Source organism: Ruegeria sp. F5, from assembly GCF_056533845.1.
Genome location: NZ_JBQFOU010000009.1, coordinates 1 through 13209 on the forward strand (window position 1 = coordinate 1; position 13209 = coordinate 13209).

The 13209-nt window shown below is 61.6% G+C and carries 10 protein-coding genes and 1 tRNA gene; 4 read left to right on the top strand and 7 right to left on the bottom strand.

The features are described 5' to 3' along the window. The first annotated feature begins 41 nt into the window (after positions 1 to 41). Positions 42 to 118, top strand: a tRNA-Met gene (locus ACR0K1_RS14555). A gap of 215 nt (positions 119 to 333) precedes the next feature. On the opposite strand, the gene ACR0K1_RS14560 is transcribed toward ACR0K1_RS14555, so the two are convergent. The 3 genes from ACR0K1_RS14560 to ACR0K1_RS14570 form a co-directional block, all read right to left on the bottom strand. Beyond that, the gene (locus tag ACR0K1_RS14560) at positions 334 to 597 is read right to left on the bottom strand and encodes a hypothetical protein (RefSeq protein WP_480615233.1); all 264 of its coding nucleotides are present in this window, start codon (positions 595 to 597) and stop codon (positions 334 to 336) included. Continuing rightward, positions 594 to 1961: an arylsulfotransferase family protein gene (locus ACR0K1_RS14565; RefSeq protein ID WP_480851141.1), complete on the bottom strand. Its 1368-nt coding sequence runs from the start codon at positions 1959 to 1961 to the stop codon at positions 594 to 596. Before ACR0K1_RS14565 ends, ACR0K1_RS14560 begins: the two co-directional genes overlap by 4 nt. 544 nt (positions 1962 to 2505) lie before the next feature. After that, positions 2506 to 3594 (bottom strand): hypothetical protein, encoded by a 1089-nt coding sequence (locus ACR0K1_RS14570; protein WP_480615229.1) that lies wholly within the window; start codon positions 3592 to 3594, stop codon positions 2506 to 2508. 182 nt (positions 3595 to 3776) lie between these two features. Between ACR0K1_RS14570 and ACR0K1_RS14575 the strand changes: the two genes are divergently transcribed. The 3 genes from ACR0K1_RS14575 to ACR0K1_RS14585 are packed head-to-tail and all read left to right on the top strand — an operon-like array spanning position 3777 to position 6473. Then, positions 3777 to 4433: a PepSY domain-containing protein gene (locus tag ACR0K1_RS14575; protein ID WP_480615227.1), complete on the top strand. Its 657-nt coding sequence runs from the start codon at positions 3777 to 3779 to the stop codon at positions 4431 to 4433. Between the two features lie 34 nt (positions 4434 to 4467). Further along, positions 4468 to 5127, top strand: a complete 660-nt coding sequence (locus tag ACR0K1_RS14580) for a response regulator transcription factor (RefSeq protein WP_480851142.1) — start codon at positions 4468 to 4470, stop codon at positions 5125 to 5127. Next, positions 5127 to 6473: an ATP-binding protein gene (locus tag ACR0K1_RS14585; protein ID WP_480851143.1), complete on the top strand. Its 1347-nt coding sequence runs from the start codon at positions 5127 to 5129 to the stop codon at positions 6471 to 6473. Before ACR0K1_RS14580 ends, ACR0K1_RS14585 begins: the two co-directional genes overlap by 1 nt. Before the next feature lie 17 nt (positions 6474 to 6490). Here the strand turns inward: ACR0K1_RS14585 and ACR0K1_RS14590 are convergent, their stop codons facing one another. The 4 genes from ACR0K1_RS14590 to ACR0K1_RS14605 all read right to left on the bottom strand — a co-directional run bounded on the left by ACR0K1_RS14590 (position 6491) and on the right by ACR0K1_RS14605 (position 13204). After that, the gene (locus ACR0K1_RS14590) at positions 6491 to 8227 is read right to left on the bottom strand and encodes a Mur ligase family protein (protein WP_480615221.1); all 1737 of its coding nucleotides are present in this window, start codon (positions 8225 to 8227) and stop codon (positions 6491 to 6493) included. Positions 8228 to 8241: 14 nt separating this feature from the next. Then, entirely contained in the window at positions 8242 to 11046 is a 2805-nt protein-coding gene (cphA, locus tag ACR0K1_RS14595; RefSeq protein WP_480851144.1) for a cyanophycin synthetase, read from the bottom strand. A 23-nt stretch (positions 11047 to 11069) separates the two neighbouring features. Then, the gene (locus ACR0K1_RS14600) at positions 11070 to 11957 is read right to left on the bottom strand and encodes a cyanophycinase (protein ID WP_480851145.1); all 888 of its coding nucleotides are present in this window, start codon (positions 11955 to 11957) and stop codon (positions 11070 to 11072) included. A 236-nt stretch (positions 11958 to 12193) separates the two neighbouring features. Next, positions 12194 to 13204 (bottom strand): Ldh family oxidoreductase, encoded by a 1011-nt coding sequence (locus tag ACR0K1_RS14605; RefSeq protein WP_480615217.1) that lies wholly within the window; start codon positions 13202 to 13204, stop codon positions 12194 to 12196. Positions 13205 to 13209: the final 5 nt, after the last annotated feature.

The following is a 13209-nucleotide window of genomic DNA, read 5'->3' on the forward strand; positions in this document are numbered from 1 at the left end:
CACACAAGCTCTCTAACGATATCGCACTTATTCGACCCTGTCGCGGGATGGAGCAGCCCGGTAGCTCGTCAGGCTCATAACCTGAAGGTCGCAGGTTCAAATCCTGCTCCCGCAACCAAACTTCTCAGCAAGATATCAAACACTTAGCACCCAAAGGGGCGATTCACGTGTTTAGGTCTGCAGCTCTTGGTGCTACACCAGTGCTACGCCACGCAGCAAAGATTAGATACATTGCACGCCCGTACGGACGCCCATGTGACCGGACAATTTCAAAGGTCGGGCATTGCAACGCTTAGCCCGACCTGTCGGGCGCAAAACGACCTTCGTTTTTTGTCAATGCGCCGGGTCGGTCTCGTTCCCCGCGTCAGCCCGGCCTTTCTTGCCGCTCAGCAGCCGCTTGAGCGGAAACCAGACCAGTCCGACCAGAAGGAAAAGACCGCCCAGCACCACGGCAATCGTGACCGCTATCGCGCCCAGCCCGGCACCGGGGCCGATATAGGCGTGTGCCGGGTTTGCCAGTGTCAGAAATGGCACCCCTGCGAGCAGCCACAGCGCCATCACACGTCCCGCCACCCGGGCTTTCATGAGCCATTTCATTGCGTGCATTCCTTCCAATCGGTTTCAAAATAGGTCAGGGGGTAGAGCTTCGCATTGGTGATCTCACCCACAAACGCATCGTCGTATTTATTGACAAACTCCCAGACCACATTGCCGGTGCGATCCACTTCCAGCACCCGTCCGGCGTCGAATTCGGTGATCAGAATGCCGCCGTCGTCCAGTATCTCGTGCTGTCCCCGGATAACCGAGAGCATTTCCTGACCGGGCTTGCTGCCGAAAACAACCTCGGTCTGCCGGCTGACCGGGTCGATGGTGATAATGTTGGTATCCCGGGCCGCATCCAGCCGGGTTTTGTCGCTCCGTGTGTAGGAGGTTAGATACGCGTTGTTGTTGAAGACAGAGATTTTGCCATCCGGGCGAAACTCGGGGTCGTGTTGCCGGATCCAGGGGCCGGTCTGATGCCATTTCACTTTCCGGGTGGCGGGGTCCACCACGATGACCAGATTCAGCCCCCGCATTGAAATAACCCAATCCCCGGCCTCGAACAGGGGAAACCTGTCGGCCAGGTGCGATGGCAGCTCATCGATCTTGTTGGCGTGAAGTAATTCGCTGCGGACGACCCCCTTCGTTTCGAAGTCCTGATTGTTGGCGGTCAGCAGCGCGGTCAGGCCGCTGCCGATGATCATGTCGGGGATCGATATCCGTTCCAGAACCTGACCCTGATCATCAAGCCTTAATACCACGTCTTCCCAGATCGGCTGGTCCTTGGCCGCTGTGAAAAACGGCGGGAAGCGGTCGACAACCTCGGCGGCGGTCCAGCTGTCGCGGCCCACGGTCAGATACCCGCCCCGTTCGGATGCAACCATCGAATGATGGGAATTTTCATCAAGCGTCCAGAGCAGGCTGGAACACTGATCCAGCTTGGCCGCCCCACAGTATTCGTAGCTGAACACAAGCTCGCCCTTCGGTGTGAGCAGCGCCCCGTGCACATCTGTTTCTAACGGGGTGACAAGATTGCTGCAGGGGCGTGTCTGAGCGTCGGGGTAATGGTCGAAGTAGTTCAACGACCATTTGCGGATCACACTGCCGTCACGGTTAACCAACCGGGCCTGGTTTTCCCCGTCAAAGAACCCCATCAGCAGGATGGCGTCCTTGCGGTCAGGCCTGTCGTTGATCATGACGCCGTCACCTTGCCCGCGCGCGGGCTGGAGGTGCTTGTGATAGGCCGCGCCTGTCAGGGACTGATCGACAAATATCGCCCTGTAGGCCATTCGAAACTGCGGGGCCGGTGGCCACTGTTTCGTTTGCGCTAGAATTCCGTAAAGGACCGATGCGCAAATGATGGTCAGAAACAGGCAAATCCAGAACAGCCGCTCGGGCAGGTTCTCAAGGGAACGCTTCATTCTTCACTCGTTGAACTCTTTAACACAAAACTAAAAACTACCCTTTCAAATTAAGGGTCTAAGTGGAGGTTCCTGGCTTGAGACAGCTGTTTGTTCCTAAAAATGCTGATGAGCGCTGTTTCGATAGGGGGAAAGCGATTTCCATCCGGTTGCGCGGTGCGCGGCAGCTGGCAGGATGCTGCGGAACCCGATGGCTTTGCCCCTTCTGAACTGTTTCGACGTGCAACCAACGTGGTGGTCTGGTTCATGCCTTTCCCCTTCGGTTTGATCGAACAAAAGTCTTGTTACCCGAAATCTCGACCTTCAGTATGCCCCAGCGTCGTTGAATGCTGAGAGAATGTGCCGTTCACTTTCGGTTAATCTTGTTCTTTGCCGGTGAAACCGGACGCCGCGGAGATTGCACCGGCAGGACACAAGCCAGGCTCAACGCGTATGCGGGCGGAAACAAAAAAGCCCGCTCCCTGGGGGAGCGGACCCGCCCGGACATGAGGGTAGAATCAAGCCGGGCTTGCACCGCCGTAAGTGGTGGCTTCGGTGCTCTTGATCAGTACAGACCCAAAAGCGCTTTGACGGTCGCTTCAACCTCGTCCGTCACCGGTTTGTTCGCCGCATTCTCAAGCGCCTCGCGTTCGGTGAGCGCCTGATCTTCGACCTGGTCTTCCAGATCGGCGACTTCCGTAAGCGCGTCTTCGTATTCGACAGCCTCGCGCCGTTCATCGGCCAGAGCTTCGGCCTCTTCGACCGAGTCCTGCAGATCGGATCTGGCGGCATCCAGTTCAGCCTCGATATCCGGGTCGGTGCCGCCGATATCTTCCAGCGCCTCTTCAAGTTCGGTGACACGGTCCTGGTTGGTCTGAACATCCGACAGGGCGTTTTCAAGATCGGCGTCGATTTCACTTACAGGCCGGTCCGGCCGGTTCAGACCTTCGAGCCGTTCCTTGGCGTCTTCAAAGTCTTCCCGCAGCGCATCCCCGGCCAGAACCGTATCACGATAGGTTGCGATGCGGCCGACCCGGGAATTGGGTGATGCATTCTGCAGCGCGGTTTCGCTGGCATTGGCGGCGTTCAGCGCACCCAGTTCAGACGGGTGAGCGCCCAGAAGCGCGGCGATTTTGTTGCCTTTCGTCCGGGCTGTGGGCCGAACAGATTCCGTTACGTGGGCGGATTTCGTGGATTTGCGCGTCGTAGTTTGGGTTTTGTGCCGCGTTTTCGCGGTTTGGGTGCGGGTCTTTTTGCCACCAAACAGGCCTTTCAGCGAAAACCCTTTGCCTTTCGAAGCCCCGGCCCGCGCGCCGCCGGATTTCGAGCTGCGGCTGCCGGACTTGCCGGCGCGGGACTTGCCTGCGGATTTCTGGCCGTCGTCCTTGGCAGCGGCTGATCCGCCGCCCTTGCTGTTTCCTTTGCCATTGCCGCCGCCATTGCCCTTGCCGTTCCCACCACCTTTGCCGCCATCATTTCCCTTACCGCCGCCGTTCCCGTTCCCGCCGCCATTTCCATTGCCGCCGCCGTTGCCCTTACCTTCTTTCGCGTAGGCGAAATCAGGAACGACGACGGTCGCGACAAATGCGGCGGACCCGAGCAGGGCGATTGCGATGGCAGAGGTTTTCAGAAGGCCGGTTTTCTGGGGTTTCATAACGGTTCTCGCAGATCAAAGGCTGGTTTCATTGACTGGGTTCAAATGGCTTGCATTGCGCTTACACAGCGTCTCTATTTCACCGCATCTTGGTTGAACTCACGCGGAACCGGTTGTTCATCGTCAGTTCATATAGAAATAGGTAGGCTTGTAAGAGGTTTGTGCGGTTCAGAGTGACAGAAATGTGGAAGCTCCTGACGATGGTGATGGTGGCAGGCCTTCTTCTGATCGGAGAAGGGCAGGCTGCCACGCGCGAACTGAACCAATCCGAGCTGCGCAAGGCCACGACCTCAGGCGATGCCATTCGGCTGAACCGGGTGATCCGGGGCGTTGAAAAGGTCTTTGGCGGCACCCCAGTCGATGCGCGCGCGTTCCAGAATGACAAGGTTTACTACCGTATTCTGGTGAAGAAACCGAACGGCAAGATCGTCAGCGTCATCGTCAATGCTCAGACCGGTGTTGTTGTTCCGAACCGGTCCAGTGTTGGCCGTCAGATCACCGAGGCCGCCCGTTCGAAACCGGGCAATTCTTCCAGTTCCAGCTCCCAGGGAAACAGCGCTTCCAAGAGCAACAACAGTAGCAACAGCAACCGCGGTGGGAACGGCGGCGGCAATAGTGGCGGCAATGGCAACAGTGGCGGCAATAGTGGCGGCAACGGGAACGGTGGCGGCAATGGTGGCGGCAACGGAAACAGTGGCGGCAATGGCGGTGGCAACGGGAACAGTGGTGGCAATGGCGGCGGCAACGGAAACAGCGGCGGCAATGGCGGCGGCAACGGGAACGGCGGTGGCAATGGAAATGGCGGCGGGAATGGGAACGGCGGTGGCAAAAATAAGTGATGAACCAACGCCCGAACGCCTGTAGTTTCAAACCATGAGAATACTGCTGGCAGAAGACGAGCCGCACCTGTGCGAGCAGATCAAGAAGCTGTTGAATGCCGAAGGGCGGGTTGTGGATGTCGTCCATAGCGGGGTGGACGCCTTGCATCTGGGATCGACCGAGCCTTACGACATGATCATCCTCGATATCGGCCTGCCGGAACGCGACGGCATTTCCGTTCTGCGTGAATGGCGCAGCGCGGGTGTAAAGACGCCAGTGCTGATCCTCACCGCCCGCGACGGCTGGAGCGAGCGGGTCGATGGGCTGGATGCCGGGGCCGACGACTACATGACCAAGCCTTTTCACATGCCGGAACTTGCCGCGCGCGTACGCGCGAATCTGCGGCGGCAAAGCGGCCAGATGAATACGGTGATCGAGATGGGCAGCGTGGTTCTGGATACCAGAAACGGGCGCGTCACCTCGGACGGCGTTCCGGTCGATCTGACCGCGCAGGAAATCGCCGTGCTGACCTATCTGGCCCATAATCCCGGACGGCTGATTTCACGCACGGAACTGTCCGACCACATCTACGAATATGACGGCGACCGGGATTCGAACACGATTGCCGTTTTCATAGCCCGCCTGCGTAAGAAACTGGGTCCCGATCTGATCACAACGGTGCGGGGCCGCGGATACATGATCGATTCAAACTGATGCTGTCACTCCGACAACGGGCATTGCTGGGGGGGATCGCATCCGGGGCAGTGTCCGTGGCTGTCGGCACGCTTGCGGTTTTTTCCTATATCGATTCCCGCGTATCGGACCGGTTCGACAACACGCTGCGCGACCGTCACACGCAGCTTGTCGTGGGGCTGAGCGTCACCACCGACACCCCCGAGGCGCTGCGTGATCTGATCTTCGATCCGGCCTATGGAACGCCGTATTCCGGGCGATACTGGCAAGTGACCAACAGTGATGGTGAGATTTTCACCTCGGCCTCGCTGTTCGACGAAACGCTGGCCGAGCCAGACGGATCCCCCGATACCCCGACATTCTGGAACACAAGGGGCCCGGAAAACGACCGGGTGCGCAGCATTTTCCAGAAAATCACCTATGAAGACGGGTCTGTCTGGGGCATCAGCGTGGCCGAAAGCCGGGCGCAATTGGTCGGCGAACGGCGCGCGGCGCAGCGAAGCCTGTTGCCGGTCTTCGCGCTGGTCGGGGTGATCGGTGTCGGCGGCTCGCTGCTGCTGATGTCCGCCATCCTGGGCCCGCTGCGAAAGCTGCGATCGGATGTTGCCCATCGATGGGACCGGGACGAGGATCTGAAACCCTCGGACTACCCGGAAGAGGTGGCGCCGCTGGTCGAAGACCTGAATCGGCTTTTAAGCCGAAACCGGGACATCATAGCCGGGTCGCGCCGACAGGCGGCGGATCTGGCCCATGCCCTGAAAACGCCGACCGCCGTTCTGCGAAACGAGCTGACCAGCCTGGCCGCAACCGACGCGGCGACTGAGGCCGCACAGGACGCGCTTGATCGGATCGACGTGCAGATCAGCCGCTCGCTGGCCCGGATGCGGGCCATGAACACCGCAGAACTGACCCATTCCCGGACTGACCTGTCAAACTCCATCGACCGGCTGGCGCGGCTTTTTTCCAACATGTCCGAGCGGGAAGGCAAGTCCTTGACCGTGACACGGGATCCGGGCCTTTGGGTTCGCATGGATGCACAGGATATCGAAGAGGTTCTGGGAAACCTTCTGGACAACGCACTGAAATGGAGCCGCAGGACCGTCACCCTGACGGCCGGCCTCTGGGGTGACGCAATCGAAATCTGCGTCGAGGATGACGGGCCGGGCGTCCCGGAAGACGCGCGTCGCGAGGCGTTGCGATCCGGGGGGCGGCTGGACACCTCGGTCGCGGGCAGCGGATTGGGGCTGACGATTGCCGTCGATCTGCTGACGGCCTATGGCGCAACGCTGGATCTGGGGGCGTCGGAGGCGCTTGGCGGCTTGAAATGCCGGGTCGTGATCCCGCCTGTATCCGGCGCAGACGGCTAGGGCGCCCGACTTGGCCGTCACCCGTCGAGCATGGCGAGCACCGCGTCACGCTCGGAAAGTACCAACAGCAGGGCAAGATCACCGGGCTGCAGCCGTTGCAATATCATCGATGCCGCCTCAGAGGGTGAAGACGCTCTGAGCGCCTGTTGCGGGTCATAGCCCCGATCCGACACCGTTTTTTCGATCAGATCGGGGATTTCTCCCAAAGCGCGGCCCCTCAGATAGCCTTCCAGTTCGGCGGCGACGATGAAGTCGGGTTGGAAATTCAATGCGGTTGCAGTGACGTCTCGGATGTCCTGATCGGACCGGTCGCCGGCATGGCTGAGCATGATGAACCGCCGCTTTGCCGGCAGGCCGGACAGCGCGTCGCAGACTGCCGCAATCGAATGCGGGTTATGGGCGAAATCGACAAAAACCCGCGCGCCGTTATGGCTGAACTCGTTGCACCGGCCCGGATTGTCCTTGGCGTCGGGTTTGAACCCGGCCAGACCAGCGCGAACCGCCTGCTGGGGCAAATCCAGCGCCAGCGCAAGGCACAGGGCTGCCAGCGCGTTCTGGATGTTGTATTTCGCGGCCCCGCCCATGGTCAGGGGTACGTCGGCGACAGGCAGGATCACCTGCTCAGCCGTGCCGTCGAAAAAGACGATATTGCCCTGCTGCACATAGGCGCAGCACCTGCCCGCGTCGCGCGCCTGACAGATCAGATCGTTCTGCGCATCCAGCGAGAACCACCAGATGTTTGCCTCTGTGCGTTCCGCCTCGGCCCGGACATAGGCGTCATCGGCGTTCAGGGCCAGCACGCCGCCCTTGGCCAGCGTGCGGTAGACGGCGAACTTGGCCTGCGCCAGTTCCGGCACCGTGTTGACGCCGAACTGGCCCAGATGATCATTCGCCACGTTGGTCACCGCCGCAGCCGTCGCGGCCCGGGTCGGCAGGCCACGGCGCAGGATGCCGCCACGGGCCACTTCCAGACAGGCGACCTCGAGCCGTTTGTCGCGCAGCAGCATCCGCCCGCCGCCGGGGCCTGAATAGTCGCCCCGGTCCAGAATGTCGTCGCCGACCCGCACAAACTCGGTCGAGGTCAGCCCCGCCACCTTGCCCGAGGCGCGGGCGATTGCTTCAAGCAACCGGGTCGTCGTGGTTTTGCCATTGGTGCCGGTGATGAAGGCGACCGGGATATTGTGAAGGCTGGGCCAGTCCACATCTGCCGGGGCGGGCAGGGCATCGACCGGCCAGACCTGACTGCCGGTGCCGTGCCCGATTGAAATCTCGTCATCATCACACAGGATATCGACGCCATGCGCTTCGGCGGCCGCAATCAGGGCGATCAGAGGGGGGTTGGCCTCTTTGGCCATGACACTTTTGACATCTGCCACCATCTGATCGAAATCGCCGGGGGTGGCCCCCAACAGTTCGGCGGCGCAGAAATGCCAGGCGGTCTGCGCTGCGAAAATCGCGGAATAGAGCTGATCCATCGGGGCCGAGATTGCCAGATTGACGCCGCCGGTGAAGGTGCGGTGGGTCAGGTTCTGATCCTGCCAGCCAAGCGCATCCAGCACCCGGCGGGCATGCACCTGCCACAGTCCGGTAACCTGCGCTGCGTCGATATCGGTGAAAAACACATCCATTACCGCGCCGGGCCTGTCCCATAGCAGGCCGGGGCCGGTCAGGCGTCTGGCATCGCCCACGCGGATATGATCGGCGGTCGCGCTTTCGATGGGCAGCGAGGTTTCAAGCTCTTCGATCCGGTCCATTCCGGTGCCTCCGCCTAGTCCGCGTCTTCGCTGATGTCACGGGCCAGACGCACGCCGCGTTCGTCCCGGATCAGGGTCTGGTCGCTCTCGATCATATCCTCGAACGAGGTCTCGGCCGGGCGGGCCGCTGGTGTCGGCTCGGCCTTTGGGGCGTCGCCTTCCGAGTTGAAATAGATGATCTGTTTCCAGCACCGCGCGGTGTCGTCGCCGAAAATCACCAGCAGATCGCCGGGCGCGGCCATGTTCAGCACGGCGTTCACCGCCTCGACCTCATCGGGAATGATCGAGATCCTGTCTTCGGGCGTGCCATTGTCGATCAGCGACTGGCGCAGCATTTGCGGAACCTCGTCATGCCCGCGTCCGCGGCGGCGGTCATCGGCCTTGCAGATGAAATGGTCGAAATGCCCGGCCAGCGCGGCGGCGGCGTCGGCAATATCCTCGTCCCGCCGGTCGCCGGGCATCGAGGCCACGCACAGCCTGCGGCCTGCGACCTCCATCTGATCGGCCAGAGACGCCAGCGCCTTGAGCGCGGCGGGGTTGTGGCCATAATCCAGGATCACCTTGAAAGGATGTTCGTCATAGACATTCATCCGCCCCGGCGCCTGGAAATAGCTGGTGTCAAAGGTCCGCAACCCGTGGCGGATATTGTCCAGATCCACCCCGAAACTATAGGCCATCGCGGCGGCGAACATGGCGTTCTGCACATTGAAGACCGCCTTGCCCTCAAGCGCGGCGGGGATGAGATGCGACCACAGAACCGGGATATGCAGCCCGTGATCATAGATCGTCAGCATGTCGCCATTCATGCCCTTTTCCAGCACGATGGCCTTGCCGCCCGCCTTGATATGCTCTTTCACCAGGCTGTGGCCGGGGTTTGTCGTGACATAGAAAATCTGATCGGCCCCGGCGTAATCGGCCATTTTCAGACAATTGATATCATCGGCATTCAGCACCGCCGTATCCGTCGCGCTTTCGACGACGACGCGCTTGACCACGGCCAGTTCCTCGACCGTGTTGATGCCGCCAAGGCCCAGATGATCCGCCGAGACATTCAGACAGGCCGCCACGTTCGAGCGCTGATAGCCCAGCCCCGAGCGCACCAGCCCGCCGCGCGCGGTTTCCATCACCGCGAAATCGACCATCGGATCGCGCAGCACGATCTGGGCCGACTTGGGCCCGGTCATGTCGCCCTTGACGCTCAGCTTGCCATCCACATAGACGCCGTCGGTCGAAGTCATGCCAACGGTCTTGCCGCTGGTCTTCATGATATGGCCCAGCATCCGCGAGGTTGTGGTCTTGCCATTGGTCCCGGTGATCGCGGCAATCGGGATGCGGGTTTCTTCATTGGCGGGGAACAGCATGTCGATCACCCTGCCCGCCACATCGCGCGGTTCCCCTTCGGACGGGGCCACGTGCATCCGGAAACCGGGGGCGGCGTTCACCTCGACAATCGCGCCGCCGATATCCTTGTAGGATTTGGTGATGTCATCGATCAGGAAATCGACACCGCCCACATCCAGCCCGACGGCCATGATGGCACGCTCGGCCATGTCGCGGTTGTCGGGGTGGACCACATCCGTCAGGTCGATGGCGGTGCCGCCGGTCGACAGGTTTGCCGTGGAGCGCAGATAGAACACCTCTCCATCCGGCAGAACGGTCTGGTCGGTCACGCCTGCATTTTCCATCAGGCGCCTGGCCTGGTTGTCGATCTCGAGCATGGTCAGCACTTTTTCATGTCCGATCCCCCGCCGGGGGTCTTCGTTCACGATGGCGACCAGTTCGGCAATCGTGTGCATACCGTCACCGACCACATGGCCCGGCACCCGTTTGGCCACCGCGACCAGCTTGTTGTCCACAACCAGCATGCGGTGATCGAAGCCGGTGATGAAGCTTTCCACCAGAATGGCCCGGCTGCGGGAGTGTTCCCGGGCTTCAGCGAAACCGGCCTCGACCTCGGAGGCCGAATTCAGGTTGATCGAAACGCCGCGCCCATGATTGGCGTTGAGCGGCTTGACCACGACCGGAAACCCGATGCGCCCGGCCGCCTGAACCGCTTCGCGTTCGGTGTAGACCATGCGCTGCTGCGGCACCGGAAGGCCCAGATCGTTCAGCAGGTTGTGGGTGTCTTCCTTGTCGCATGAAATCTCGACCGAGATATGCTTGGTTTCCGAGGTTATGGTCGCCTGAATGCGCTTTTGAAACTTGCCGTGCCCGAACTGCACCAGCGAGCCGGAATTCAGCCGGATCCACGGGATATCGCGCTCCTGCGCCGCCTTGACCAGCGATCCGGTCGAGGGGCCGAATTCCTTGCGCTGCGCCCGCAGGACAAAGCTGCGCAGCTCGTGGTCCCAGTTGAACTCGGGGTCGAACTCGTAATCATCCACCTGATCTTTCAGGGATTGCGGCAGCAGATGCATCAGCAGCCGCAGCGCCAGCTTGCCCGCCGCCAGACCGACATCGCGCTGGCGGTATTCATAGACCATGTTGTACTGGCCGGGTTCACCCGTGCCACGGGTCCGGCCAAAGGTCACATCGGTGCCCGCCACATTCTGTATCTCGATGGCGCAATGTTCCAGCACGTGGCCCAGCCAGGTGCCGTCATCCTCGCGCAGGCGGCGAATGAAGCCGCCAGGTTCGCGATAGGAACAGCCATGTTCCGCCAGTCCGGGAAGCGCCTCGATCAGTGCGTCGACAAACTCGGAACCAATTCTTGCCGAGGGCCATTCTTCCAATACGCCCAGATCGATGACGTGGCGGATGACCGGAAAACTTGCCCAGACATTCGGGCCGACAAAGACATTGGTCGAGATGATTTTCATGAGGCTCCCCGTTGGTTAGCGTGTTATCCCCTCCCGCCGGCGGTCCCGTCGCCGGATAAATTCGGCAACGTGCAGAACGCCAGATGCTCATCCGGCGGAAAAGCCTGGCGAGCCGTCAGATCATAACGGCACCCTTCGCCCAGAACGTCAAGCCGAAGTCCCAGAAGGCTCAGCGCTTCGCCACGGCGGGCATCCCACATCGACGAATGGGTCAGGTTGCTGGCATCGACCACCGTGACCGAACCGCTGCCGACAACTTCGAAGACATTGTCGGGCCCGATGAAGGCAGCGGTGTCCTCGTCAATGCCCAGACCGATCAGAAAAGGGTTGAAAGACGATGCGGTTAGCAGTCGGCCCAGCCGGTTGCGCTGGGTAAAATGCTGGTCGATGATGACCGCGTTGGTCAGACCCATGCCCGGGGCCAGCGTGATGTTGCCTTCCGCCGGGGCGGAGTTGCTGCTGCCCCCGGCCACCATGTGCTCCGACATGATCGAAGCCCCCGCCGAGGTTCCGGCAACCGGCACGCCCGCCGCGTTCCGGCGGCGGATTTTCTGCGCGACGAGAGTGCCGCCCAGAATCGCCGACAGGCGCAACTGGTTCCCGCCGGTCATGAAAATCCCGGTGGCGCGATCCAGCACGTCGGCATAATCGGGGTTGTCGCAATCGGCCCGCCGCGAGATGGGCAGAAACTCGACCTTGCCCGCGCCGAGCTCCGAGAAGATGCGGTTATAGTCCGGCCCGGTTTCTTCCAGCATCGAGGCCGTCGGGATCACCACGATATCGGCATCCGCGCCGCCGGACAGTTCCACGAATTTGCGGTGAATCTGCATTTCCTTGACACGGTCTTCACCGCCGCCGATCGGAATGATGAACCCGCGCGGGGTCTCTGCATCAACGGGTGCAGGGCACATATCTCAACTACCTTCCGGTGCTAAAGCGGGCAGCCACCGGGGGCCGCGCGGACGTTTGAACCTGATCTGACATGCCGCGCCGCGCCAACTGGCCTTCGCAGACATGCCATTCCCCCCAAGGGCACTCACATGCCGCACAGCAGGGTTTTCGTCAAGAACCGAGGGATCGGCGAGGGTTGGGGGGGGGGACCCGGATTGGCGAGGAAGGGCACGACCATGGGCGGCCCGCCGAACCCTCACCCCAACAGGGCTTCGATTTTCTCCAGCGTTGCCGCGTTGACCTCAACGCCGTTTTCCCCTGCCGACACGCGCTGCAAGCGGCGGCCATCGCCGGGCAGGTGGGCCCCCTCCTGAGATCGCACCGCCGCGACAAGCGAGGCGATCCCGCCCGGGTAGCCGCCCGAGGATGTCGCCTCGGGGTCAATGGCGATAAAGAACTGGCCGGTTTTGGGCGGGCCACCGGCAGTTCCGGAAAACGGTGAGGCGTAAACGCCCAGCGTCGCCCCGGTCAGTGTTGCCGCCATGATTTCCGTCAACAGTGCTACGCCGACGCCTTTGTAGCCACCGGACGGGGCCATGCTGCCCCTAAGCGCGACATTCGGGTCCGTCGTCGGGTTGCCATCGGGGTCAAGCGCCCAACCAACCGGTATCGCCTTGCCCTCGCGCGCATGTTTCATCACTTCGCTTTTGGCAATCGTGCTGGCGCTTTGATCGATCAGCACCGCCGGCTGCCCGTCATCCCCCGGGGCGGCGATGGAAAACGGGTTGGTTCCGACCACGGGTTTCGAACCCCCGGACGGCGCAATCGACGCCGGCGCGTTGGTAAATCCGATGCCGACCAGCCCGGCCTGCGCCAGACGGTAGGTGTGATAGCCCAGCACGCCGCAATTGTAGCTGTTGGTGATCGCCAGCGCCGCAATGCCTTGCGCACGGGCGGCGGGGATCAGGGCGTCGAACCCCAGATCGATCGCGGAATGGGCAAACCCGGTTGCCGCATCGACGCGGAGAACGCCGGGCCTTGGCACCTCGAGGGTCGGAACCGCCTGCCCGTCGACCTTTCCGCACTGCACGTGTTCGCAGTAGATCGGGATATAGGCCAGGCCGTGGCTGGCAACCCCATCCGCCTCGGTCGCCGCTGTCGCAACGGCCAGCGGGCGGGCGTTGGCTTCGCTTGTTCCTGCGGCGATCAATGCCCGGAACGCCAGGTCTTCGATCTGTGCCAGCGAGAGTCTGCGCCTTTCAACCATCTTGG

Excerpts from the sequence above, each read along its gene's own strand:
- ACR0K1_RS14560 (WP_480615233.1), bottom strand. The coding sequence starts at position 597 with ATGAAATGGCTCATGAAAGCCCGGGTGGCGGGACGTGTGATGGCGCTG.
- ACR0K1_RS14565 (WP_480851141.1), bottom strand. The coding sequence starts at position 1,961 with ATGAAGCGTTCCCTTGAGAACCTGCCCGAGCGGCTGTTCTGGATTTGC.
- ACR0K1_RS14570 (WP_480615229.1), bottom strand. The coding sequence starts at position 3,594 with ATGAAACCCCAGAAAACCGGCCTTCTGAAAACCTCTGCCATCGCAATC.
- ACR0K1_RS14575 (WP_480615227.1), top strand. The coding sequence starts at position 3,777 with ATGTGGAAGCTCCTGACGATGGTGATGGTGGCAGGCCTTCTTCTGATC.
- ACR0K1_RS14580 (WP_480851142.1), top strand. The coding sequence starts at position 4,468 with ATGAGAATACTGCTGGCAGAAGACGAGCCGCACCTGTGCGAGCAGATC.
- ACR0K1_RS14585 (WP_480851143.1), top strand. The coding sequence starts at position 5,127 with ATGCTGTCACTCCGACAACGGGCATTGCTGGGGGGGATCGCATCCGGG.
- ACR0K1_RS14590 (WP_480615221.1), bottom strand. The coding sequence starts at position 8,227 with ATGGACCGGATCGAAGAGCTTGAAACCTCGCTGCCCATCGAAAGCGCG.
- cphA (WP_480851144.1), bottom strand. The coding sequence starts at position 11,046 with ATGAAAATCATCTCGACCAATGTCTTTGTCGGCCCGAATGTCTGGGCA.
- ACR0K1_RS14600 (WP_480851145.1), bottom strand. The coding sequence starts at position 11,957 with ATGTGCCCTGCACCCGTTGATGCAGAGACCCCGCGCGGGTTCATCATT.
- ACR0K1_RS14605 (WP_480615217.1), bottom strand. The coding sequence starts at position 13,204 with ATGGTTGAAAGGCGCAGACTCTCGCTGGCACAGATCGAAGACCTGGCG.